The organism is Streptomyces sp. NBC_01166 (assembly GCF_045039765.1).
In the GTDB taxonomy this organism is placed as follows: domain Bacteria; phylum Actinomycetota; class Actinomycetes; order Streptomycetales; family Streptomycetaceae; genus Streptomyces.
This window is the reverse complement of record NZ_CP108613.1, coordinates 1,481,893-1,504,277: the sequence shown is the minus strand read 5'-3', so window position 1 is coordinate 1,504,277 and position 22,385 is coordinate 1,481,893. Positions and strand designations below refer to the sequence as shown.

General features: G+C 71.9%; 21 protein-coding genes, 1 pseudogene and 1 riboswitch. Of the genes and pseudogenes, 11 read left to right on the top strand and 11 right to left on the bottom strand.

The window, feature by feature from the left end:
- Positions 1 to 53 precede the first annotated feature (53 nt).
- Genes OG379_RS06885 through OG379_RS06870 form a run of 4 tightly spaced genes read right to left on the bottom strand, consistent with a single transcriptional unit; the run spans position 54 to position 3,370 of the window.
- Entirely contained in the window at positions 54 to 1,262 is a 1,209-nt protein-coding gene (locus tag OG379_RS06885; protein WP_405660402.1) for an NAD(P)/FAD-dependent oxidoreductase, read from the bottom strand.
- Positions 1,259 to 1,459 (bottom strand): ferredoxin, encoded by a 201-nt coding sequence (locus OG379_RS06880; RefSeq protein WP_405660401.1) that lies wholly within the window; start codon positions 1,457 to 1,459, stop codon positions 1,259 to 1,261. The genes OG379_RS06885 and OG379_RS06880 overlap by 4 nt, the downstream gene beginning before the upstream one ends.
- A gap of 43 nt (positions 1,460 to 1,502) precedes the next feature.
- Entirely contained in the window at positions 1,503 to 2,156 is a 654-nt protein-coding gene (locus OG379_RS06875; protein WP_405660399.1) for a TetR/AcrR family transcriptional regulator, read from the bottom strand.
- Positions 2,150 to 3,370, bottom strand: coding sequence for a cytochrome P450 (locus OG379_RS06870; protein WP_405660397.1), 1,221 nt, complete (start codon positions 3,368 to 3,370; stop codon positions 2,150 to 2,152). Before OG379_RS06870 ends, OG379_RS06875 begins: the two co-directional genes overlap by 7 nt.
- Positions 3,371 to 3,540: 170 nt before the next feature.
- Positions 3,541 to 3,618: riboswitch (cobalamin riboswitch) on the top strand.
- 121 nt (positions 3,619 to 3,739) lie between these two features.
- Between OG379_RS06870 and OG379_RS06865 the strand changes: the two genes are divergently transcribed.
- The 5 genes and pseudogenes from OG379_RS06865 to OG379_RS06845 all read left to right on the top strand — a co-directional run bounded on the left by OG379_RS06865 (position 3,740) and on the right by OG379_RS06845 (position 7,550).
- Positions 3,740 to 4,849 carry a FecCD family ABC transporter permease gene (locus OG379_RS06865; RefSeq protein WP_405660394.1) on the top strand — a complete coding sequence of 370 codons (1,110 nt, stop codon included), beginning with the start codon at positions 3,740 to 3,742 and terminating at the stop codon, positions 4,847 to 4,849.
- Positions 4,849 to 5,622: an ABC transporter ATP-binding protein gene (locus OG379_RS06860; protein WP_405660392.1), complete on the top strand. Its 774-nt coding sequence runs from the start codon at positions 4,849 to 4,851 to the stop codon at positions 5,620 to 5,622. The genes OG379_RS06865 and OG379_RS06860 overlap by 1 nt, the downstream gene beginning before the upstream one ends.
- Positions 5,623 to 5,657: 35 nt before the next feature.
- Positions 5,658 to 6,680: an ABC transporter substrate-binding protein gene (locus OG379_RS06855; RefSeq protein WP_405660390.1), complete on the top strand. Its 1,023-nt coding sequence runs from the start codon at positions 5,658 to 5,660 to the stop codon at positions 6,678 to 6,680.
- A gap of 118 nt (positions 6,681 to 6,798) precedes the next feature.
- A pseudogene (locus OG379_RS06850) lies at positions 6,799 to 7,038 on the top strand (LysR family transcriptional regulator); the annotation flags it as partial.
- Between the two features lie 365 nt (positions 7,039 to 7,403).
- Entirely contained in the window at positions 7,404 to 7,550 is a 147-nt protein-coding gene (locus tag OG379_RS06845; protein ID WP_393767357.1) for an SCO1431 family membrane protein, read from the top strand.
- Between the two features lie 81 nt (positions 7,551 to 7,631).
- On the opposite strand, the gene OG379_RS06840 is transcribed toward OG379_RS06845, so the two are convergent.
- Positions 7,632 to 8,906, bottom strand: a complete 1,275-nt coding sequence (locus OG379_RS06840) for a glycoside hydrolase family 18 protein (protein ID WP_405660387.1) — start codon at positions 8,904 to 8,906, stop codon at positions 7,632 to 7,634.
- A 351-nt stretch (positions 8,907 to 9,257) separates the two neighbouring features.
- Here OG379_RS06840 and OG379_RS06835 point away from each other — a divergent pair, with 351 nt between their 5' ends.
- The gene (locus tag OG379_RS06835) at positions 9,258 to 10,430 is read left to right on the top strand and encodes an acyl-CoA dehydrogenase family protein (protein ID WP_405660385.1); all 1,173 of its coding nucleotides are present in this window, start codon (positions 9,258 to 9,260) and stop codon (positions 10,428 to 10,430) included.
- 399 nt (positions 10,431 to 10,829) lie between these two features.
- Here the strand turns inward: OG379_RS06835 and OG379_RS06830 are convergent, their stop codons facing one another.
- On the bottom strand, positions 10,830 to 11,240 hold the full coding sequence (locus OG379_RS06830) for a hypothetical protein (RefSeq protein WP_393767351.1): 411 nt from the start codon (positions 11,238 to 11,240) through the stop codon (positions 10,830 to 10,832).
- Between the two features lie 202 nt (positions 11,241 to 11,442).
- On the opposite strand from OG379_RS06830, the gene OG379_RS06825 reads away from it, so the two are divergent.
- The 4 genes from OG379_RS06825 (at position 11,443) to fxsA (ending at position 15,562) form a co-directional block, all read left to right on the top strand.
- Positions 11,443 to 11,883: an Lrp/AsnC family transcriptional regulator gene (locus tag OG379_RS06825; protein ID WP_033304241.1), complete on the top strand. Its 441-nt coding sequence runs from the start codon at positions 11,443 to 11,445 to the stop codon at positions 11,881 to 11,883.
- A 67-nt stretch (positions 11,884 to 11,950) separates the two neighbouring features.
- Complete coding sequence (locus tag OG379_RS06820) at positions 11,951 to 13,591, top strand: amidohydrolase (protein WP_405660382.1); 1,641 nt, start codon at positions 11,951 to 11,953, stop codon at positions 13,589 to 13,591.
- A 535-nt stretch (positions 13,592 to 14,126) separates the two neighbouring features.
- On the top strand, positions 14,127 to 14,894 hold the full coding sequence (locus OG379_RS06815; RefSeq protein ID WP_393767347.1) for a polyprenol monophosphomannose synthase: 768 nt from the start codon (positions 14,127 to 14,129) through the stop codon (positions 14,892 to 14,894).
- Between the two features lie 68 nt (positions 14,895 to 14,962).
- Complete coding sequence (gene fxsA, locus OG379_RS06810; RefSeq protein ID WP_405660379.1) at positions 14,963 to 15,562, top strand: FxsA family membrane protein; 600 nt, start codon at positions 14,963 to 14,965, stop codon at positions 15,560 to 15,562.
- Positions 15,563 to 15,679: 117 nt separating this feature from the next.
- Here the strand turns inward: fxsA and OG379_RS06805 are convergent, their stop codons facing one another.
- The 4 genes from OG379_RS06805 to OG379_RS06790 form a co-directional block, all read right to left on the bottom strand.
- Positions 15,680 to 16,054 (bottom strand): RNA polymerase-binding protein RbpA, encoded by a 375-nt coding sequence (locus OG379_RS06805; protein ID WP_078598328.1) that lies wholly within the window; start codon positions 16,052 to 16,054, stop codon positions 15,680 to 15,682.
- A gap of 264 nt (positions 16,055 to 16,318) precedes the next feature.
- On the bottom strand, positions 16,319 to 17,683 hold the full coding sequence (locus tag OG379_RS06800) for an MFS transporter (RefSeq protein ID WP_405660377.1): 1,365 nt from the start codon (positions 17,681 to 17,683) through the stop codon (positions 16,319 to 16,321).
- Positions 17,684 to 17,729: 46 nt separating this feature from the next.
- On the bottom strand, positions 17,730 to 18,494 hold the full coding sequence (locus OG379_RS06795; RefSeq protein ID WP_405668423.1) for a glycerophosphodiester phosphodiesterase: 765 nt from the start codon (positions 18,492 to 18,494) through the stop codon (positions 17,730 to 17,732).
- A gap of 5 nt (positions 18,495 to 18,499) precedes the next feature.
- Positions 18,500 to 19,168: a YitT family protein gene (locus tag OG379_RS06790; RefSeq protein ID WP_405660374.1), complete on the bottom strand. Its 669-nt coding sequence runs from the start codon at positions 19,166 to 19,168 to the stop codon at positions 18,500 to 18,502.
- Positions 19,169 to 19,269: 101 nt separating this feature from the next.
- Between OG379_RS06790 and OG379_RS06785 the strand changes: the two genes are divergently transcribed.
- On the top strand, positions 19,270 to 20,769 hold the full coding sequence (locus OG379_RS06785; RefSeq protein WP_405660373.1) for a PLP-dependent aminotransferase family protein: 1,500 nt from the start codon (positions 19,270 to 19,272) through the stop codon (positions 20,767 to 20,769).
- 12 nt (positions 20,770 to 20,781) lie between these two features.
- Here OG379_RS06785 and OG379_RS06780 read toward each other — a convergent pair whose 3' ends face one another.
- Positions 20,782 to 22,383 (bottom strand): hypothetical protein, encoded by a 1,602-nt coding sequence (locus OG379_RS06780; RefSeq protein WP_405660371.1) that lies wholly within the window; start codon positions 22,381 to 22,383, stop codon positions 20,782 to 20,784.
- Positions 22,384 to 22,385: the final 2 nt, after the last annotated feature.

Sequence of the window (22,385 nt, the reverse complement as noted above, 5' to 3'; positions counted from 1 at the left end):
CGTGCGGCCGTCGGAGTGGGCCGGGCGTGCCGGACGTCAGGCGGTGGTTCCGCTCACCGAGGGGCGGCGGCGGACTCGGGCCGGGCGGCGGGGGCGTACCGGTCGAGCAGCAGCCGGCGGTGCAGACGGGCCTGTTTCGGCATGTTCCAGCCGAGGACCGCGACGGGGCTGCCGTCGTCGTCGAGGTGCAGGGCGACGAACCGGCCCTGCTCCGTGCCCCCTTCGACGATCTGCGTGGTGGCGGCCTGTGTGGGAAGCCCGTACACCTGGATCTTCACGCCGAGCTGGTCGGTCCAGAAGTAAGGGACGGGGCTGTAGGGGCGGTCCTCGCCCAGGATGTTCGCCGCGACGGACATCGCATGCTCGGTGGCGTTCGTACGGTTCTCCAGCCGCAGGGACCGGCCGAGAGCCTCGTGGTGGAAGCGGGCCACGTCCCCGGCGGCGTAGACACCGTCGGCGGCGCGGCAGCGGGAGTCGCACACCACACCGTCGTCCAGTACCAGCCCGCTGCCGGCCAGCCAGTCGGTGGCGGGGGTGCTGCCGACCGCCGAGACGACGAGATCGGCGGGGATCGTATCGCCGCCGGCCAGACGGACACCTGTGACGCGTCCGCCTGCCGTCGCCAGCCCGTCCACCGGTGCGTGCGTCCGGAGCCGTACCCCGTGCCCCGTGTGCAGCGCGGCGAGCAGTTCGGCGGCGGCAGGGCCCAACTGCGCCTGCATCGGCGCCGCCTGCGGGCCGGCGAGCGTCACGTCGGTTCCCATGAGACGGGCCGTGGCGGCGATCTCGGAGCCGAGCACCCCGTCACCGACGACCACGACCCGCTGCGCCTCCAGCAGTTCCCGCCGTAGCCCCGCGGCGTCGTCGAGGGTCCGGAGCACATGCACACCCGCCGCCCCCGACAGACCCGGCAGCCTGCGCGCGCGCAGTCCGGTCGCCAGGACGACGGCTTCCGCCCCGAGTTCGGCTCCGCTCGCCGTGCGCACGGTACGGGTGGAGGTGTCGAGGGCCGAAGCGCGTTCGCCGAGGACGAACTCGGCGTCCAGGGAGTCCAGTACGTCACGGGCGCGCAGATGCGTGCGCTCTGCCTCCCACGCCCCGGCGAGCACCTGCTTGGACAGCGGCGGACGGTCGTACGGCGCGCCGGTCTCCTCGCCGAGCAGTGTGATCCGCCCGCGGTAGCCCTTGCGGCGCAGGGTCTCCACGACGGCGAGACCTGCGGCGCCGGCGCCGACGACGAGCACACCCGACGGTGTGTTCACGTGCCCTCACCGAGGTGGATGGCAGCGGCAGGGCAGACACTGGCGGACTCGCGGACCACCTTGTGCCGGTCGGCGGGGGGTGCGGCGTCCAGGAGGACGACGATGCCGTCCTCGTCGCGCTGGTCGAACACCTCCGGGGCGATCAGTACGCACTGCCCGGCGCCGCAGCACTTCTCCTCGTCCACAGTGATCTTCATGCTCTCTCCCTTGTCGGACGGGGCCTCGTCGGCCCGGGTCGGTTCAGCGGCGGGTGGTGGGCGCGGCGAGCAGTCCCACCAGCGCGTCCTCCAGCGCGTCGGCGGTGCGCTCCCAGGACGAGCCGGGACGGACCGGGCCCTCGGCCAGGGAGCGTTCCCGCTCCGCGCAGGTATGGGTGATCAGATGACGGGCCATCTCGGCGCGCGCCGGTCGGATACCGGGGGGCACGATGTCGTGCAGGCACGTGCCCAGTCCCTGGAGGGTGCGGCGCAGACTGTCACGGGTGAGGGACTCGTCCGCCACCAGCGTCCGCATCAGCGGGTCGGTCATCACCTGCGCGGCGAAGCGGGCGTGCCATGAGGGGACACCGAGAGCGGCATGGTGGTCGGTCACCGGGCGCAGCAGGCAACGCACCCAGTCCCGCAGGTCGGTGCTGTCGCCCGCGGCCTCCACGTAGCGCGCGCGGATCGCGTCGATGTCCGTGCCGTGCTTGGTCATGATGGCCCGTACGAGCGTCGCCCTGCTGCCGAAGTGGTAGCTGACCGCCGTGTTGTTGCCCTGGCCGGCCGCCTCGCCGATCTGGCGGTTGGAGACGTTCGACAGCCCGTGCTCGGCGTAGAGGCGCTCGGCCGCTGTCATGATGGCCTCGCGTGTACCGGCGCCGCGGCCGGTGCGAGGCTCTGTTCTGTTCACCATGTCACCGGCACCTCGCGCAACGGACTGGTGAGCATGCCTTCATGGCGCCGCAGGGCAGCGGGGTCCACGGCGAGCCTGAGGCCCGGGAGGCGGCGCAGCAGCACCCCCAGTACGGCCTGCAGCTCCGTGCGGGCCAGTGGCTGGCCCAGGCACGAGTGCGGTCCGGCGCCGAACGTGAGGTGGGGGTTGGGACTGCGACCCAGGTCCATCACATCGGGTTTCTCCCAGGCCTGTTCGTCCCGGTTGGCTGCCGCCATGCTGCACACGACCGTCGTACCGCTCGGCACGGTGCCGCCGGAGAACTCTATGTCCTCGTGGGCGTAGCGCAGCATCCCGAAGCCGCTGCCGTTCGGGTCGAAGCGCAGGAGCTCCTCCACCGCGGAACGGATCAGCGACCGGTCGTCGACCAGGCGCTCCCAGCGGCCGCGGTCGGACAGCAGGTGCGTCGTCATCATGGCGATGAACCCGGCTGTGGTCTCGTGGCCTGCCAGCAGCAGGGCCTGGCCGGTGGCCACCAGACCGGCCTCGGACATCGGCTCGCCCTCGGCGTCCGCCGCGTCCATGAGCCGGCTGAGGAGATCGTCCCCGGGCTCGTCGCGCTTGCCGGCGACGAGTGCCGACATGTAGTCGGCGAACTCCCCGTGGGCGGCCTCTGTCTCCTCCCGCGTGTACTTCGTCGTGTTGAGGAAGGTGTCGGACCACTTCTTGAAGCGGTCCCGGTCGCTCTCGGGAACCCCGAGCATGGTGCAGATGACGTAGACCGGCAGCGGGAGGGCCAGATGGCTCACCATGTCCGCGGGGGCGCCGTGCTCGATCATCCTGTCGACGAGCTGGTCGGTCATCTCCTCCATGCGCGGCTTGAGCGCCCCCATCCGTTTCGCGGTGAACCACTTGCCCACCATCCGGCGCCAGCGCTCATGTCCCTCGTCGTTCAGGGCCCTTGCCATCGGGCTGCTGAAGATGCCCTCGGCGTCACCGGCCGTGATGCGCGCGGCGTCGGGCCTGGCCAGGCCCTCGCGTGTGAGCCGCGGATCGGCCAGCGCGGTGCGTACGTCCTCGTACCGGGTCAGCAGCACCGCCGCGTCGCCGCTCGGAAAGGTCACGCCCGCCACCGGGCACTTCTGCCGCAGTTCAGCCCATTCCCCGGGCGGCTCCAGGGCCGTCGGGGCGACGACCGGGTAGTCCAGCGGCCGGTCCTTCCGGACTTCGCTCATGGCTGCCTCCTCGGTTCCGCGTTCTCGATCACTAGACAACAGACCCTCATTTAAATCAATCGACTGACTTAATCGGACGGTGCGGCTGGCCGGAATCGTGTGGGCGCCGTCCGGGGACTTCCCCGGGACGGGCAGCCGTCCGGCACGCGCTAAGCTGCATGCGCCTCGTGGGGGAAGTCCGGTCGAAGTCCGGCGCTGACCCGCAACGGTAGGCGGAGCCCCGCAAGGTTCCGTAAGCCCGATCACCCACGGTGGCGAAGCTCCTGTCGATCGCCGTGGACTGCGAGAGGTGCTGCGCACGGCGCGCCTGGCGTCCCGAGCCGCTCCTTGGATTACGTAGGCACGGCCCGAGGCGAAAGCGAACCGCCTGTGGCCACGCCCCGCGACCGAATACCCGCCGTGCTGTCGCGCAGCACCCGGTCCGGCAGTGGGCCCGCACCCCCCGGACGCGTCTCCTTGCCCCTCCTGGTGACCGGCCTGTGCGCCGCGCTCCCGCTCTCCCTCGCCTGCGGGGCGGGGATCGGGGCCTCGGGGCTGACGTGGGGCGAGACGCTGCACCATCTGTGGGCGGGACTGACCGGCGGGACCATAGCCCCCGACGAGGTCTCCTCGTACACCATCGTGTGGGAGCTCCGCTTCCCCCGCGCCGTCCTCGCCGCGGTCGTCGGGGCCGGGCTGGCGGCCGTCGGCGTAGCCGTGCAGGCCATGGTGCGCAACGCGCTCGCCGACCCGTTCGTCCTCGGCATCTCCTCGGGTGCGGCCGTCGGTGCCAACGCCGTGCTCATCTTCGGGGCGTTCGGCGCGCTCGGCGTCTGGGCGCTGTCCTCGGCGGCCTTCCTCTCCGCGCTCCTCGCCATGGTCCTGGTGTACACGATCGCCCGGACCGCCCGGGGCCTGACACCGCTGCGCCTCGTGCTGACCGGCACCGCGATGTACTACGGATTCTCGGCCGTGACCACCTTCATGGTGTTCGCCGCGGAGCGAGGCGAGGCTGCACGGTCCGCGATGATGTGGCTGCTCGGCAGCCTGGGCGGGGCCAACTGGTCGTCCGTGCCGATCGCCGCCGGCGCGGTGGCCTGCGGCCTCGCCCACCTCGGCTGGTCTGCACGGCGACTGAACGCCCTCGCCATGGGCGACGAGACCGCCGCCGCGCTCGGCGTGGACGCCGGCCGCCTGCGGAAGGAACTCTTCCTCGTCTCCGCCGCCGTCACCGGAGCGGTCGTCGCGGTCAGCGGGGCGATCGGCTTCGTGGGCCTGATGGTCCCGCACGCCGCACGGATGCTGGTCGGCGCGGACCACCGCCGCCTGCTGGCCGTCGCGCCCCTGGCGGGCGCCGTCCTGCTGATCTGGGTGGACATTCTCTCGCGCGTGGTGCTCGCACCGGCCGAACTGCCGGTGGGCGTACTGACCGCGGCCGTCGGCGTGCCGTGCTTCGTCCTGCTCATGCGCCGGCGCACCTATACCTTCGGAGGTGTGTGATGCGGGTCGAGATCGACGCGCTCACGGTCGAGATCGCCGGCGCACGGCTGGTGGAGGACGTCACGCTGCGAGCCGGCAGCGGACAGCTCGTCGGTCTCGTCGGCCCCAACGGCAGCGGAAAGTCGACCCTGTTGCGCTGCGTCTACCGTGCGCTCCGTCCGTCGGCCGGATCGGTGCGGATCGGTGGCGAGGACCTGCGGACCATGACGGCCCGTGAGGGCGCGCGCCGGCTGGCCGCCCTTCCGCAGGAAGTGGTCGCGGAGTTCGACTTCACCGTCGCCGAGACCGTGGCCATGGGCCGGCTGCCGCACCAGGGGCCGATGGTCCGCACCACCGACGAGGACCGCCGCACGTGTGAGGCGGCGCTGGAGAGCGTAGGAGCCGGCCACCTGGCCGACCGCGGCTTCCTCACCCTCTCCGGCGGCGAGAAGCAGCGGGTCCTGATCGCCCGCGCGCTCGCCCAGCAGCCGCAGGTGCTGGTGCTCGACGAGCCCACCAACCACCTGGACATCGCCCAGCAGCTGGAGGTCCTCGCACTGGTACGCGGCAGCGGCCTGACCGCGCTCACCGCCCTGCACGACCTCAACCTCGCCGCGCGCCACTGCGACATCGTCCACGTCATCGACGGTGGGCGGATCGCCGCCTCCGGCCCACCCCACGACGTCCTCACGCCCGGGCTGCTGGCCGAGGTCTTCGGCGTCCGCGCCCATCGCGTACCGCACCCGGAGACGGGTGCGCTCCAGCTGCTCTTCGACCGGCTCCCGTCCGCATGACGCCCCCGTCCCCGCCCCAAGGAGTTCCCACCGCCATGCGTCGCCTCGTACGCCCCGCCGCGCTCGTCCTGGCCGCCTCCCTCGCCCTCGCCGGCTGCGGGGCGGATGTCACCACGGAGGGAGGGAAGGAGGACGGCGCCCCGGCAGCCGGCGGCCACTACCCGGTGACCGTCGAGAACTGCGGCGAGAAGAAGACGTACGACAGGGCTCCGCAGCGCGTGGTCACCAACGATGTCGGGATCACCGAGATCATGTTCTCGCTGGGTCTCGAGGACCACATGGCCGGATACGTCATGCCCGACGACAAGGGGGACCTGACATCCGTGCCCTGGAAGGACGGATACCGGAAGACCAAGTGGCTCTCGAAGGAGCGGATCAACAAGGAGCTGGTCCTCGACGCCGGCGCCGATCTCGTCTTCGCGGGCTGGAACTACGGCTTCAGCGAGGGCGAGGGCTTCACCCCCGACGCGTTGCGGCGGGTGGGCATCGACTCCTACCTGCTCAGCGAGTCGTGCCGCAACGGGCAGGGCAAGGCCCGCGGGGTGATGGCACCGCTCGACGCGCTCTACACCGACCTGCGGAACCTGGGCAGGATCTTCGACGTCGAGGACCGGGCCGGCACGCTCATCGCCTCGTTCCGCAAGCAGGTGGCCGAAGCACAGGCGAAGGCCCCGGAAGGCGCCGACCGGCCGCGCGTCTTCCTCTACGACGACGGTCAGGACAAGCCCCTGACCTCGGGCGCCTACGCGGGCCCCCACGACATCATCACCAAGGCCGGCGGCGACCACATCATGAAGGACCTCGAGGACAGCTGGACCACGGTGGGCTGGGAGACGGTCGTCGCCCGCGACCCCGAGGTCATCGTGATCAACAACTACGGGGACACCACCGCGGACCGGAAGCGGGAGTTCCTGAAGTCCTACGGGCCGCTCGCGAACGTGTCCGCCATCAAGAACGACCGGATCGTCGTCCTCGACTACGTCGACCTCGTCGAGAGCCCGCGCAACCCCGCGGCCATCAGCGCACTCGCCGCGGAGCTGCGGGATATCGGCTCCTGAACGGTTCCGGGGTTCCCTTCGGTCTCGATGCAGCCGGAATGGACGGTGTCGAAGCGGTTGCCCCGTGCACCGAGCTCCAGCGCCGTGGTCCTCGACAGGCCCCGCAGCGGCCCACTTGCTGGTGGTCGACGGCACGCTGACGCAGCAGGATCTCGCCCGGCTGCCCTGGGTCACCTGCCATCCCGGCTCCTTTACCCGGGTCGCCGCCGTGCGGATCGTGGAGCCCCCGTACGAAGCGGTGCCGCTGCGGGAAGCGCTGTGGTGGCACCCGGTGCACACGCACGACGCCGCCCACAGCCGGCTCCGGGAGACCGCCGCCCGGGTCGGCAGACGTCTGGGAGGCCCGCCCGACGCGTGACACCTCGGACGGTTCCACGGGGCGCCGCCGCCGGGCGGGTTCGGTTCATGGCATCCACGGCCCGGATCGCCGGCATCCGGCCGATGGTCCCGAGGGCAGGCGTGTCCGGCGGGCCGTCGCGGCGAGGGGACGGTTCTACGTCCCGCCAGGAGCCTGCGGCGCGGTATGGCGTAGCGCACAGCGGGCCCGCCCGCGCCAGGTGTCGCCGCCCGCCGATCCCCTGCGGGAGCGCGGATCCGGGCCTTCCTCCGGCCTGCCGTCCCGCGGGGCCGCTGTGACCCGGATCTCTACCGCGTCGCCCGCTTCCGCTGGCACTGTGGTCGGGTCACGGGGGATGCCCACGCCGAACGACCGAGTGAGATGCCATGACCGCGACCACAGCCGAGAACCGGACCCACACCCGCGCCCGTACCGGCGGCCCCAAGGACGGGCCGAAGGTCCTGGAGCACATCCTGGGCTGGACGCTCGTCGTCGTCCTCGCCATGTTCGTCACCCAGGCCGGACTGATGTGACCCGTGAACGACGGGTGGGGTGGGGCGCCCGCCCGGCACCCCACCCCTGACCCGCCCTGCGGGTCGTGTACCCCGTCGGGGCTAGTTGATGGCCCGGATCAGCTCACCGTCCGTCGTGTCACCGCTGAGCTCCCAGAAGAACGTGCCTCCCAGGCCCTGCTCGTTCTTGTAGTCCATCTTCGTGGCGATGGTGGCCGGGGTGTCGTAGCTCCACCAGTCGGTGCCGCAGAGGGCGTACGCCGTCCCGGCGACCGTGCTGGTGGCCGGGCAGCTGCTCTTCAGGACCTTGTAGTCCTCGATGCCCGCCTCGTACGTCCCCGGGGCCGCCCCGGTCGCCGTGCCACCCGGCTCCTCCTGGGTGACGCCGGTCCAACCGCGCCCGTAGAAGCCGATGCCCAGCAGGAGCTTCTCCGCGGGGATGCCCAGGCCCTTGAGCTTGGAGATCGCCGCGTCACTGTCGAAGCCCTCCGTCGGGATGCCCGGGTAGGAGGTCAGCGGTGAGTGCGGAGCCGTCGGCCCCTGCGCCGCGAACGCGCCGAAGAAGTCGTACGTCATGGGGTTGTACCAGTCCAGGTACTTCGCCGCTCCCGCATAGTCCACCGCGTCGATCTTGCCGCCGTCGGACCCGTCCGCGGTGATCGCCGAGGTGATCAGATTGCCGGTGCCGAACTTCGAGCGCAGCGCCGACAGGAGGCCGCCGTACGCGTCGCGGCCACTCGTGTCGCAGGTCAGCCCGCAGGCGTTCGGGTACTCCCAGTCGATGTCGATGCCGTCGAAGACATCGGCCCAGCGCGGGTCCTCGACCAGGTCGTAGCAGGACTCGGCGAAGGCGGCGGGGTTCTGCGCGGCCTCACCGAAACCGCCGGACCAGCTCCAGCCGCCGAAGGACCAGATGACCTTCAGGTCGGGGTGCAGCTTCTTCAGCTTGCGCAACTGGTTGAAGTTGCCGCGGAGTTCCTGGTCCCAGGTGTCCGCGACGCCGTCGACCGACTGGTCCGCGGTGTAGGCCTTCTCGTAGTCGGCGTAGCTGTCGCCGATGGTGCACTTGCCGCCCTGGACGTTGCCGAAGGCGTAGTTGATGTGTGTCAGCTTGTCGGCCGAGCCTGACGTCTCGATGTTCTTGACGTGGTAATTGCGGTCGTAGACACCCCAGTTGGTGAAGTACCCGACCACCTTGTCGCCGGCCGCGGTGGGCGTGGCTTCGGCGGCTGCCGGTGCGGAGGCCTCGGCGGCGGCAGGGGCGGCACCCGCGGAGGACGTACCGGCGACGCCGAGCAGAGCGGCTCCGAGCGCGGCGGTACAGAGGGTGGCGGTGAGCGCCCGGAGGCGGGCGCGAGGACGGTGAAGTCCGGTCATTGTGGCTCCTCGTGGGGGAGGGCTTGGGTGTGGGGGGTGCCTGCCCCGGCGCAATCCGGAATTGGCATGGACGCGATGAGGCATTGGGGGAGACCGTAGAAGGACTAGACCAGTTGGGTCAATGGTTCGGACCAATTTCCCTGGCCGTGGCTCCGGCTACCCGGTGACGCGTGCGCTCCGATCGGGCATACTCAACGCGCCACAGCCGCTGGCCAGCGCCTCCCGTGATCCGGGAAGGCAGGATCGGCTGCGGAGCCGTAGATTTCCGGGCATCGCCCGGGACCACCCGGCGGTGCGGCGCACACCCCGCGCGCGACCGCCGTCACGCCCGACAGGGAGGAGAGCGCCGTCATGTCCGACCGTGCCCCGCAGCCGGTGGAACGCCGTCTGCCCACCGAGGAGTCCCGGCAGCTCGTCGAGCTCGTACGCGACATCGTGTCGAAGGAAATCGCTCCCCGGGCGGCCGAGGAGGAGGAAGCGGGTTTCTTCCCGCGCCCGGTCTTCACCCTGCTCTCCGAGGCCGGCCTGCTCGGACTGCCGTACGACTCCGCGTACGGCGGCGGCGACCAGCCGTACGAGGTCTACCTCCAGGTGCTCGAAGAGCTCGCGGCCGCCCGGCTCACCGTCGGCCTCGGCGTCAGCGTCCACTCGCTTTCCTGTCACGCGCTTGCCGGATACGGCACCGAGGCGCAACGGGCCGCCCACCTCCCGGCGATGCTCTCGGGTGGCCTGCTCGGCGCCTACTGCCTCTCCGAGCCCTCCTCGGGATCCGACGCCGCCTCGCTCCGCACCAGGGCCGTCCGGGACGGCGAGGACTGGGTCATCACCGGCACCAAGGCCTGGATCACACACGGAGGCATCGCCGACTTCTACACGGTGCTGGCCCGCACCGGGGAGGACGGCCCGCGCGGCATCACGGCCTTCCTCGTGCCCGGCGACGCCGAGGGCCTCGGTGCGGCCCTGCCCGAGAAGAAGATGGGCATGAAGGGCTCGCCCACCGCCCAGCTGCACTTCGACGGCGTACGGATCTCCGGCGACCGCCGCATCGGTGACGAGGGGCAGGGCTTCGCCATCGCCCTGTCCGCGCTCGACTCGGGGCGGCTGGGGATCGCCGCCTGCGCCATCGGCATCGCCCAGGCGGCCCTGGACGAGGCGGTCGGATACGCCACCGACCGGCGCCAGTTCGGCCGGCCCATCGCGGACTTCCAGGGGCTGCGCTTCATGCTCGCCGACATGGCCACCCGGATCGAGGCGGGGCGGGCGCTCTACCTGGAGGCGGCACGGCTCCGCGACGCCGGCCTCCCGTTCTCGCGGCAGGCGGCCATGGCGAAACTGTTCTGCACCGACGCGGCCATGCAGGTGACCACCGACGCGGTCCAGGTCCTCGGGGGCTACGGCTACACCCTCGACTTCCCGGTCGAGCGGCTGATGCGCGAGGCCAAGGTGCTCCAGATCGTCGAAGGCACCAATCAGATCCAGCGGATGGTCATCGCCCGTCACCTCGCGGGTCCCGAGACGCACTGACCCGGACGGGCCGGTCCGACCAGACCGGTGTCGTCATGATCCGGTTCCACTCCTGATCATGGCGGCCCGGCAGGGTCCGGCCCGAGCTCTCCCAATGGCGCAGCATGGCCCGGTAGATGGGCGGGTCGGTGGAGTGCGGCGCGGACGGCCCCGCGGCCTCCCCGGCCGGCGGTCCGGGCCGAGGAACCGATTCTCCGGACGTCGGTGCGGCGAGACGGCGGCGTACGGGGCCGGCCGTTGAATGCAGCGTGGTCATACAGAGGCAACGCGCCACGGGGTCCCGGGTCACTGCCCCGCCGATTCGCGCGCCCGTTCCTCGGGTGCCGCGGCCACCGGCCGCACCACGCCGGCCCCGCCGTCGTGGTGCGCGCAGAGGTGCGCCCTCGCGGTGCGGAGACGTCAGGCGGCGTGACGCCGGGCCTGGGGCATGTACCGCAGGGGACGCGACCCCGGGCCGCCGGCGTGCGAGAAGGGCTGCATCCGCCAGTCGAGTCCCTGAGGGAGCGTCAACAGCAGCGCGGTCTCCTGCTCCTGGGCCTCGAGCGACTCGTCGGCCGGGCGCGCCTTGGAGGCGTCACGGTTCGTACCGGGGCAGACGGTGAGGACGAAGGGGTTCCACGGCGTGGGGCACAGCGCGTGCTCGGGAAGTACGTCCTCGTCCGCCAGCAGGGCGATCGGCTGGGCGCAGTCCGGGCAGATCACCCGGTACATCTCGAACGTGTCGTACGCGTCGGGAACGGCGTCCTCGTCCGGAGCGGCGTAATCGTCGGACTCCGGTTCGGTACGTCCGGTGAGCTTCAGGCTCTGCATGGTTCTTTCCCCCCTCGGGTGGGCCGACAAGGCGCCACGGCCTCGGCCACAGCAAGCACTTCCCGTCGGAGGCCGGTCGTAATCGTGACGCCCTCGGCTACCGGTCCGTAAACATGTGGCATTCGTCACATGCCCCTCGAACGTGCCCTTCCAGGGGTCTCACGGCTGTGCCTGGAGGGCCCGGGGCCATAGGTTGATCCGCATGGAGGAGCTGGACCGTCAGATTGTGGAGTTGCTCGTCAAGGACGGGCGGATGAGCTACACCGACCTGGGCAAGGCCACCGGCCTGTCCACCTCGGCCGTTCATCAGCGTGTCCGCCGGCTGGAGCAGCGCGGGGTGATCCGGGGCTACGCCGCGGTCGTCGACCCCGAAGCCGTGGGCCTGCCCCTCACCGCGTTCATCTCGGTGAAACCCTTCGACCCGAGCGCACCCGACGACATCGCCGAACGGCTCGCCGGCGTGCCGGAGCTGGAGGCGTGCCACAGCGTCGCGGGCGACGAGAACTACATCCTCAAGGTGCGGGTCTCCAGCCCCCTGGAGCTGGAGCACCTGCTGACCCGCATCCGCACCCTCGCCGGCGTCTCCACCCGCACGACCGTCGTCCTCTCGACGCCCTACGAGGCGCGTCCACCGCGTATCTGAGGGTTCCGCCCGGCGTTGCGGAGGGGGCGGGGAAGGCGCGGGACCCGGCAGGCGCGAGACTGGTCCCATGACCGAGAGCACCGCCCCCCAGAGCGAACACCGCACCGTGCTGCTGCGCGGTGGAGACGTCCACAGCCCCGCCGACCCGTTCGCCACCGCGATGGTCGTCGAACGCGGCCATGTCGCGTGGGTGGGCTCGGAGGGGGCGGCCGACGCCTTCGCGAGCGGCGTCGACGAGGTGATCGACCTGGAAGGGGCGCTGGTCACCCCGGCCTTCACGGACTCCCACGTCCACACCACGTCGACCGGACTCGCCCTCACGGGGCTGGACCTCTCCGGCGCGCGCTCGCTCGCCGAAGCCCTCGGACTCGTGCGTGCGTTCGCGAACGGCCACGCGGGGGCCGGGGTGATCCTCGGCCACGGCTGGGACGCCGCCCGCTGGCCGGAGCAGCGGCCCCCGTCGCGCGGCGAGCTCGACGAAGCGGCCGGCGGCAGGGCCGTCTATCTGCCCCGTGTGGACGTCCACTCCGCCGTCGTGACCACGGCGCTCCTGGACCTGGTTCCCGGCGTCACCGAGCTGCACGGCTACCACCCCGACGCCCCGCTGACCGGCGACGCCCACCACGCGGTGCGTGCGGCCGCCCACGGTGCCGTCACGCCGGCGCAGCGGGCGCTGGCCCAGCGTGCCGCCCTGGCGCATGCCGCATCCCTGGGGATCGGGACCGTGCACGAGTGCGCGGGCCCGGAGATCTCGGACGAGGAGGACTTCACCGGGCTGCTGAAGCTCGCCTCCGAGCAGCCCGGCCCCCGGGTCTTCGGATACTGGGCCGAGCCCGTCGAGGACGAGAAGGGCGCCCGCCGTGTCCGCGAGCTCGGTGCCGTCGGCGCGGCCGGAGACCTCTTCGTCGACGGCTCCCTGGGCTCGCACACCGCCCTCCTGCACGAGCCGTACGCCGACGCCCCGCACTCGGGCACCGGCCGGCTCGACGCCGCGCGGATCGCCGCACATGTGACGGCGTGCACCGAGGCGGGGCTCCAGGCCGGCTTCCACGCCATCGGCGACGCGGCCGTCTCCGCCGTGGTCGCCGGCGTCCGGGCCGCCGCCGAGACCCTCGGGCTCGCCCGGATCAGGGCCGCCAGGCACCGGGTGGAGCACGCCGAGATGCTCACCCCGGAGACTGTCGCCGCCTTCGCGGAACTGGGCCTCACCGCCTCCGTCCAGCCCGCCTTCGACGCCGCCTGGGGCGGCCCCGACGGCATGTACGCCCGGCGTCTGGGCGCGGAGCGCGCCGCCACCCTCAACCCCTACGCCGCCCTGCTGCGCGCGGGCGTGCCCCTCGCCTTCGGCTCGGACAGCCCGGTCACCCCGCTGGACCCCTGGGGCACGGTGCGGGCCGCCGCCCATCACCGCACACCGGAGCACCGGGTCTCCGTACGCGCCGGTTTCACCGCACACACACGGGGCGGCTGGCGGGCCGTCGGGCGGGACGACGGCGGTGTGCTCGTCCCGGGAGCCCCGGCCGACTACGCCGTCTGGCGTACCGGCGACCTGCTGGTCCAGGCCCCGGACGACCGGGTGGCGCGGTGGTCCACCGATCCCCGTTCCGGCACCCCTGGCCTGCCCGATCTCACCCCGGGCGCGGAGCTTCCGGTCTGTCTGCGGACGGTGGTCTTCGGACAAACTGTCTACGTACGGCCGAACGAGTGACGTCAGGACATTTCGTACCGCCGATCGAAGGCGCCGGGACTCCGCCGCGACCTGCGCGTCCTCGGCGCTGACCAGGAGCTTTGAGAAGAAACGGCAGGTAGGGCGGCTGTTGACAGCACGTGCCCACGGGCCGGTAGGTTCGGCCGGGTCCACCACTGGACGTCCGACCGGTCAAACCTCCACGCAGTCGTCGAACGCCGCTGGGTCATGGGGCGGTGTGCCGCACCGGTGCACCACCACTGACAGCCAGGTTCAGCGCCCGCGCCTCGGGGGCGAGGGAAGGTTTCGTCCGGACGGCAGGTGCGACCCGGGTGGGGCCCGGAGGTTCAGTAGACAACGGCTCTCGGTCGACCCGCAGCCAGCGGGTCCCAGGTCGGCCCGAAGGACGCCGGGCCCCGATCCGCAGTGCTGTCCTTCTGTCCCCAGTTCCACGCTTCTGTCCGCGCGCCACACGCCACCCCCGTGACCGCGTCGGAGCCCGGCCGCGTCGCGCTGGATATGGTGTGCACCTGCGTACGGACTTTAAGGGGCAGTAGTGAACGACGGCGGTCAGAGGCAGTTCGGCCCGCTCGGCACAGTCTTGGTGATCATTCCGACCTACAACGAGGCCGAGAACGTCAAGCTGATCGTCGCCCGGGTACGCGCCGCCGTGCCGGAAGCGGACATCCTCGTCGCCGACGACAACAGCCCCGACGGCACCGGCAAGGTCGCCGACGAGCTCGCGGCCGGCGACAGCCAGGTGCACGTCCTGCACCGCAAGGGCAAGGAAGGGCTCGGGGCCGCCTATCTGGCCGGCTTCCGCTGGGGCTCCGAGCACGGCTACGGCGTCCTGGTCGAGATGGACGCGGACGGCTCGCACCAGCCCGAGGAACTGCCCCGGCTCCTCACCGCGCTGAAGGGCGCCGATCTGGTCCTCGGCTCGCGCTGGGTCCCCGGCGGCCGCGTGGTCAACTGGCCCCGGCACCGCGAGATGATCTCGCGCGGCGGCAGCCTCTACTCCCGGATGCTGCTGGGCCTCTCCGTGCGGGACGTCACCGGCGGTTACCGCGCCTTCCGCACCGGGACCCTGGACGGTCTCGGCCTGGACCAGGTCGCCTCACAGGGCTACTGCTTCCAGGTCGACCTGGCCCGGCGGGCCGTCGAGGCCGGCTATCACGTCGTGGAGGTGCCGATCACCTTCATGGAGCGGGAGATCGGTGACTCCAAGATGAGCCGCGACATCCTCGTCGAGGCCCTGTGGCGGGTCACCGGCTGGGGCATCACCGGCCGGGCCAACAAGGTGCTGGGCCGCAAGACGTCCTGACCGCCCCGCCGAGACCTCATGATCACCCCCTTACGCCGCTTCCACGCCCGTACAGGCACACTGGGGACATGACGACCGGCACACCGCCTCCGAACCGTCCACGGCGCTCACGCGCCCGTACCCTCCTGCCACTGGGCGTCGCAGCCTGGCTGGTGCTGGAGATCTGGCTGCTGACCGTGGTCGCCGGTGCGACGAACGGCTTCACCGTGTTGCTGATCCTGGTCGGCGGCGCCGTACTCGGTGGAGCGGTGATCAAGCGGGCGGGCCGGCGGGCCTTCCGCAACCTCACCGAGACCCTCCAGCAGATGCCGGGGCAGCCAGGCGCTCCCGAGACCCCGGCCGCCGCCCCGGCCGGCAGCAAGGGCAACGGCTTCCTGATGCTGGGCGGCCTGCTCCTGATGATCCCCGGCGTGATCTCCGACGCGGCGGGGCTTCTGCTCCTGCTGCCCCCGGTCCGCTCCGTGCTCGGGCGCTACGCGGAACGCTCCCTGGAGAGCCGGATGCGCGCGGCGCGGCCGGGAGGCCTCTCCGACGCCTTCCAGCAGGCCCGTATCCACCGCCCGGACGGCAAGGTGGTTCCGGGCGAGGTCATCCGGGAGGACGGCACTCCGGCCCGGCCCCGCCCCGACGACGGCCAGGGCACGGACCGCCCGCCGCTGATCCCCTGAACGACAGCCGTCGGACGACCCCCTGACACGGGAGCCGTCGGACGACGAAGAGCCGCGGGCCACGACACATGTTCTGTGTCGTGGCCCGCGGCTCTTGATCTTTGCGGTGATACGCGGTCAGGCAGACTTCCTGCTGTCCCGCGGGTGCACGGCGATGTTCATGGCACCGGAGCGCAGAACCGCCAGCCTCTCGGCCAGCACCTCCTCGAGCTCCTCGCGTGTACGCCGCTCCATGAGCATGTCCCAGTGCGTACGCGCAGGCTTGCCCTTCTTCTCCTCGGGGCCATCCCCGTCCACCAGGAGTGCCGTGGCGCCGCACGCCTTGCACTCCCACTCCGCCGGAATTTCCGCCTCTACCGAGAACGGCATCTCAAATCGATGTCCGTTCGGGCATGCGTACTCCACCGCCTGGCGCGGGGCCAGATCGATGCCGCGGTCCGTCTCGTAGCTGGTAACCACGAGTCGCGTACCGCGGAGAGCTCGCTCACTCATGAATCGTGCCTCCCGGGCTTGTCGCCCACAGGACAGGTGTCGCTGTCGTCGTCATCCGGTCAACGTCCGGTCGGCGGTAAAGATTCCCGTTGCCGGTCATGCGTCGCCCGTCGTGCCGCTGCTTGGTCTGGGTCTACTACCCGCCGGTGCCCGGTTTGTCACCTCTGGTCGAAGTTGTCACCCAAGGGTCAGGCTTCTTCCACTCGCAGTAACGGTCCGCCGAGCACACCAAAGGCGTACACTACCGGCCTTTCACTTCAACGTCTAAATCCGGTCCGGCACGGGATTGCCCGCGGCGGCCACCGCGGCCCGTACGGGAACCCTCGCCAGCAGCACCGAGCCGACCGCGAAGAAGAGCACCAGGGACAGGATCGCATCCCGGTAACTGCCGGTGAGCTGGTAGCCGAGACCGAAGACCAGGGGTCCCAGCCAGCTGAGTCCCCGGTCGCTCATCTCGTAGGCGGAGAAGTACTCCGCCTCCTTGCCGCGCGGAACCAGGTGAGAGAACAGGGACCGCGAGAGGGCCTGGCTGCCGCCCATCACGAGCCCGATCGCGGCCGCCAGGACGTAGAAGAACACCGGCGCGTCGGCGGGCAGCACGTACGCCGCGGCGAGGATCAGCGTCCAGACGGCCAGCGAGGCGAGAATCGTGCGCTTCGCCCCGTACATCCGGGCGAGCCGCCCCATGCCCAGCGCCCCCGCCACCGCGAGGACCTGCACGAGCAGTACCGCCGTGATCAGAGTCGTCTGGTCGAGGCCGAGCTCCTCGGAGCCGTACAGCGACGCCTGGGAGATCACCGTCTGGATGCCGTCGTTGTAGACCAGATAGGCGAGCAGGAACGACAGCGTCAGCGGGTGGCGGCGCATGTCGCGCAGCGTCGCCCGCAGCTGACGCCAGCCGGATCCGACCGAGCCGTCGCCGCCGGGTGCCACCCTGCGGTCGCGCAGCCGCCGCAGCGGTACGAGGGCGAAGGCGCCCCACCACACGCCGGCCGAGGCGATGCAGATCCTGACCGCGTCGGTCTCGGAGAGCTCGAAGGAGTCGTGGCCCGTGTAGAGGACCAGGTTCAGGAGGAGGACGAACGCACCCGAGGTGTACCCGAAGGCCCAGCCGCGCGAGGAGACCGCGTCGCGTTCCTCCGGGGTGGCGATCTGGGGGAGGTACGCGTTGTAGAGGGCCATCGACACGGAGATGGACGCGTTCGCGACGATCAGCAGGAAGGCGCCCAGCAGATAGCGGTGGCCGTCCAGGAAGAACATGCAGGCCGTCGCCGTCGCACCCGTGTACGCGGCCGCGGCGAGCAGGGGCTTCTTGCGTCCCGTGCGGTCCGCCGCCGCGCCCACGAGGGGCATGACGATCACCGCCACCACGATGGACACCGACACCGAGTACGCGAAGAGCGATCCGGCCCGCACGGGTATCCCGAGCGGGTGTACGAACCCGTCCGCGTCGGCCGCCGCCTTGGCGATCGACGTCAGATAGGGGCCGAGGAAGACAGTGAGGACGCTGGTGGAATACACGGAGCACGCGAAGTCGTAGAAATACCAGCCGCGTTGCTCTCGTCTGCGGACGGCGGCCTCGGCCGGCGGTCCCGCCGGATCCTCCGTCCCTGCGATGTCGGTGCTCACGCCGCGCCCCCTCGTTCGTCCCGTGCGGACGCGGCGGGTCCCGGCGTCAGGCCCAGGCCCCCCGCTCGCTCAGCACCGTGCGCAGCGTCTCGATGTGATCGGTCATGATGCCATCCACCCCGAGGTCCAGGAGTGCCGCCATCCGTTCCGGTTCGTTGACCGTCCAGACATGGACCTGCAGGCCGCGCGCGTGCGCCGTGCGGACGAAGCCCCGGTCGACGACACGGACGCCGTTCTGGCTCTCCGGGACCTGCGCGCAGACCGCGCCCGCCCGGAGCGCCGCCGGGATGCCGTACGAGCGCAGCCTCAGGCCGAGCACGCCGCGCACCCCGTACGAGGTGGCCAGGCGGGGGCCCGCGAGGCGGTGGGCCCTGGCCACGCGTGCCTCGGAGAAGGACCCCACGCACACCCGGTCCCACGCGCCGGTCCTGCGGATCAGGTCGACGAGCGGGACGAGGGCGGGCTCCGCCTTGATGTCCACGTTCCACCGGGCGTCCGGGAACTCCTCCAGCAGTTCCTCGAAGAGCGGCAGCGGCTCGCTGCCCGCCACCCTGGCCCGGCGCACCTCGCTCCAGGGCAGCCCGGTTATCCGCCCCCGGGAGTCCGTCACCCGGTCCAGGGTCGCGTCGTGGAAGGCGACGAGGCGGCCGTCCGCCGTGGCGTGCACATCCGTCTCGAAGTAGCGGTAGCCGACGCCGGCCGCGCGCCGGAACGCGGCTGCGGTGTTCTCCATGCCGTCCGCCGCCCCGCCCCGGTGGGCGAACGGGATCGTGGAGGGATGGTCCAGATAGGGGTGGCGCCCCGAAGTCACTGCGGTCACCGCGGAAGTATCGCCTCTCGCGGTGTCCGTCCGGCAACGGGCACGGTGCGGGATCCCGGCGCGGGGAGGTCGAAGAAGCGCAGGAAGAACTGGGCGAGCGGGCCGATGGCCAGGGCGTAGAGGACCGTGCCGACGCCCAGCGAACCGCCGAGCAGGAAGCCGGTCACGACCACCGCCACCTCGATCGCCGTACGCACCAGCCTGATCGAACGGCCCGTGAGCCGGTTCAGGCCCGTCATCAGGCCGTCGCGCGGCCCGGGGCCGAAGCGCGCGGAGATGTACAGGCCCGTGGCGGCCCCGTTGAGCACGATGCCCGCGGCCATCACCGGGATCTGGGCCCCGAGGCCGTGCACATCCGGTACGAGGGCGAGCGTGCCGTCCATCGCGATGCCGACGGCGAAGACGTTGGAGACGGTGCCGAGCCCCGGGCGCTGCCGGATCGGGATCCACAGGAGCAGCACGACCGCTCCGACGATGATCGAGACGACCCCGATGGAGATGCCGGTCCGCTCGGCGAGGCCCTGGTGCAGCACGCCCCACGGTTCGAGTCCGAGTCCGGCGCGGACCAGGAGCGCGGAACTCGCCCCGTACAGGGCCAGGCCCACGTAGAGGTGGGTCAGCCGCCGGGCGAGCCGGGTACCGCTCCGGGAGGTGATGTCGGACAAGTGGTGCCCCCTGTGTGGTGGTAGTGGACTGCTGCATGTCACTCTGTGGCAGGGGATTGGCTGCCAACTATGGCCAATCCGAGGAAGGTGGACTGATCTGCATGGCGCAGTGGACTTCGACCGTCGGTGCGGCGCAGCTCGCCCGTCAGCTCCAGGGCCAGCAGGCGCGCCCCCTGCCGCCCGGTTCGCGCAAGCCGCCGGCCTACCGTGCCCTGGCCGACGGTGTGCGCCTGCTCGTCCTGGAGGGCCGCGTCCCGGTCGCCGCGCGGCTTCCCGCCGAACGGGAGCTCGCGCTGGCCCTGTCCCTCAGCCGGACCACCGTCGCCGCGGCGTACGAGGCGCTGCGGGCGGAGGGGTTCCTGGAGTCGCGCCGCGGCGCCGGGAGCTGGACCGCGGTCCCCGCGGGCAACCCGCTGCCCGCCCGGGGCCTCGAACCGCTGCCCCCGGAGTCGCTCGGCTCCATGATCGACCTGGGCTGCGCCTCGCTGCCCGCCCCGGAGCCGTGGCTGACCCGTGCCGTCCAGGGCGCCCTGGAGGAGCTGCCGCCGTACGCCCATACGCACGGCGATTACCCGGCCGGTCTTCCCGCACTGCGCCAGATGATCGCGGACCGCTACACCGGGCACGGCATCCCCACGATGCCCGAGCAGATCATGGTCACCACCGGGGCGATGGGCGCCATCGACGCCATCTGTCATCTCTTCGCCGGGCGCGGCGAGCGCATCGCCGTGGAGTCCCCGAGCTACGCCAACATTCTCCAGCTCATGCGCGAGGCGGGCGCCAGGCTGGTGCCGGTGGCGATGGAGGAAGGCCTCGGCGGCTGGGACATGAACCGCTGGCGACAGGTCCTGCGGGACGCCGCCCCGAGGCTGGCCTACGTCGTCGCCGACTTCCACAACCCCACCGGGGCCCTCGCCGACGAGCAGCAGCGCCGCGCCCTGGTCGAGGCCGCGCGGTCGGCGGGCACGGTCCTGGTGGTCGACGAGACCATGCACGAACTGCGTCTGGACCCGGATGTCGAGATGCCCCGCAGGGTCTGCGCGTTCGATCCGGCGGGCAGCACCGTCCTGACCGTCGGTTCCGCGAGCAAGGCCTTCTGGGCCGGCATGCGGATCGGCTGGGTGCGGGCGGCTCCGGACGTCATCCGCAGCCTGGTCGCGGCACGCGCGTACGCCGACATGGGGACGCCCGTGCTGGAACAGCTCGCCATCAACTGGCTGATGCGGACGGGCGGCTGGGAGCAGGCCGTGGAGATCCGGCGCGAACAGGCCCGGGAGAACAGGGACGACCTGGTGCACGCCCTGCGCCGGGAACTCCCGGCGTGGGAGTTCGAGGTGCCCGCCGGCGGCCTCACCCTGTGGGTGCGCAGCGGTGGCCTCTCCGGGTCCCGGCTGGCCGTGGCGGGTGAACGGGTCGGCGTCCGCGTCCCGTCGGGCCCTCGGTTCGGGGTCGACGGTGCCTTCGAGGGCTATGTGCGGCTGCCCTTCACGGTGGGCGGCCCGGTGGCGGACGAGGCGGCGCTGCGGCTGGCCGCCGCCGCGGAGCTGGTCGGCTCCGGTGCGAGCGCGGGAGCCGAGGCGCCCCGGACCTTCGTGGCCTGAGGCGCCCCGACGTCACCCTTCCGCGACGGCGGGCGTCCCGACCAGCTGCTCCGTGTGCACGGCCACGGGTTCGGCGGCGTCCTCCGTCACGGCCTTCTCGACGGCGGGTGTCCCACCCGGGAGCAGGTCGAGCACCGCCTGCCGGTGGGCCTCGCTCGTGGCGTCGTCGTACGGGTCCGGGGTGGCCGGCACCTGGAGCCGGAGGACCGGCCCGGTGCCCAGCCGGGTGTAGCCGCGGCCCGGCGGGACGTCGGGGGTGGGCGTGGTGTGCGGCTGGACGCCCAGGACCGCCTCGACCTGTTCCCGGTCGGCGGGGCCGAGGACGGCGCGTGCCCTGGTGTGGGTCCGCACGGTCTCGGTGAGGGCGTCCAGGCTGTCGAACTGGTCCGCGACCACGACCGTCACCCCTGCGGCGCGGCCGTGCCGCAGCGGCACCTGGAGGAGCTCCTGCGGATCCTGCCTGCCGTCGGCGGCCGCCAGGTGCCCCAGCGCGCTGGGGCGGTCCAGGAGGATCCAGAGGGGGCGCTTGATGTCCTCGGGCTCGGGGTGCCCGGCCTGGCGGGCCCGGTTGGCGGCGATGAGCCTGCGCTCGGTCTCGTGCGCCGCCCATTCGAGCGTCGCGAGGGCACCGGCGAGCCCGCACTCCACGGCCAGTACGCCGTCCCGGCCGGTCAGGAAGCCGTACTCGCCGGTGCCGCCGCCCTCGACGACGAGGATGTCGCCGTGCTGGAGAGCCTGCAGGGCGAGCGAACGCATCAGGGTCGTGGTGCCGCTGCCGGGGTGCCCGGCGATCAGCAGATGGGGTTCCGTCGAACGGGCCCCGGTCCGCCAGATCACGGGAGAGGCGTCCCGCGTCACGTCGCCGTCCTGGATCGGAACGGTGCGCCGGACCGCGTCCGCGTCGGTGAAGCCGAGCACGGTCTCGCCGGGCGCGGTGACGAAGCGCTGGGCGGCGATCGTGGTGGGGAGTGCGGCGAGCACGGTCATGAGGAGGTGGTTGCTCTCCTCGTCCCAGGCGAAGTGGTACTCGCGGCCCCGGCCCGACTTGACGTGGAGCACCTGCTCCACACGGGCCCGGGACGCCGGATCCCCGTCGGTGAAGTACGCAGGGTAGTTCACCTGGAGCCGGGTGAGACGCCCGTTGCCGTCGAACTCGTACGACGTGCCGAAGGCCTTCTCCCAGTCGCCGCCGTGGGAGAACAGCGGACCGGGGTCGTCGGCCACGGAGAAGTGCGGGACCAGCGCCTCGTACAGCGCCGCGAGCCGTGCGGCCTCCGCCTCGGCGGGGCCGGTACTCGCGGGGGTGCGGTCGCGTCCCCGCCACGCGGCAGCGCCCATCACCGAGATGAGGGCCAGCAGAGGCCCGTAGGGGATGAGCGCCACCGCCAGTACACAGGCCGCGACGAGGAACAGCACGTGCCCGCGCCGGTCCCTGGGTGTCGCGGCCCACTTCTGCCGCCCTGCTCCCGCCAGCAGCCGCAGGCCACGGGTGACCGTGATCATCGGATGGAGGACGTCGGTGGCGTTGTCGGCGGCCGTGCGCGCGATCTCGCGACTGCGGGTGATCGAAGCGCTGCCGCTCTTGAGGATGCGGGGGAGTGGTCGCCGGGCCACGT

Excerpts from the sequence above, each read along its gene's own strand:
- OG379_RS06880 (WP_405660401.1), bottom strand. The coding sequence starts at position 1,459 with ATGAAGATCACTGTGGACGAGGAGAAGTGCTGCGGCGCCGGGCAGTGC.
- OG379_RS06825 (WP_033304241.1), top strand. The coding sequence starts at position 11,443 with ATGGAGGAGCTGGACCGTCAGATTGTGGAGTTGCTCGTCAAGGACGGG.
- fxsA (WP_405660379.1), top strand. The coding sequence starts at position 14,963 with ATGACGACCGGCACACCGCCTCCGAACCGTCCACGGCGCTCACGCGCC.
- OG379_RS06805 (WP_078598328.1), bottom strand. The coding sequence starts at position 16,054 with ATGAGTGAGCGAGCTCTCCGCGGTACGCGACTCGTGGTTACCAGCTAC.
- OG379_RS06860 (WP_405660392.1), top strand. The coding sequence starts at position 4,849 with ATGCGGGTCGAGATCGACGCGCTCACGGTCGAGATCGCCGGCGCACGG.
- OG379_RS06830 (WP_393767351.1), bottom strand. The coding sequence starts at position 11,240 with ATGCAGAGCCTGAAGCTCACCGGACGTACCGAACCGGAGTCCGACGAT.
- OG379_RS06840 (WP_405660387.1), bottom strand. The coding sequence starts at position 8,906 with ATGACCGGACTTCACCGTCCTCGCGCCCGCCTCCGGGCGCTCACCGCC.
- OG379_RS06820 (WP_405660382.1), top strand. The coding sequence starts at position 11,951 with ATGACCGAGAGCACCGCCCCCCAGAGCGAACACCGCACCGTGCTGCTG.
- OG379_RS06855 (WP_405660390.1), top strand. The coding sequence starts at position 5,658 with ATGCGTCGCCTCGTACGCCCCGCCGCGCTCGTCCTGGCCGCCTCCCTC.
- OG379_RS06785 (WP_405660373.1), top strand. The coding sequence starts at position 19,270 with ATGGCGCAGTGGACTTCGACCGTCGGTGCGGCGCAGCTCGCCCGTCAG.
- OG379_RS06875 (WP_405660399.1), bottom strand. The coding sequence starts at position 2,156 with ATGGTGAACAGAACAGAGCCTCGCACCGGCCGCGGCGCCGGTACACGC.
- OG379_RS06835 (WP_405660385.1), top strand. The coding sequence starts at position 9,258 with ATGTCCGACCGTGCCCCGCAGCCGGTGGAACGCCGTCTGCCCACCGAG.
- OG379_RS06845 (WP_393767357.1), top strand. The coding sequence starts at position 7,404 with ATGACCGCGACCACAGCCGAGAACCGGACCCACACCCGCGCCCGTACC.
- OG379_RS06870 (WP_405660397.1), bottom strand. The coding sequence starts at position 3,370 with ATGAGCGAAGTCCGGAAGGACCGGCCGCTGGACTACCCGGTCGTCGCC.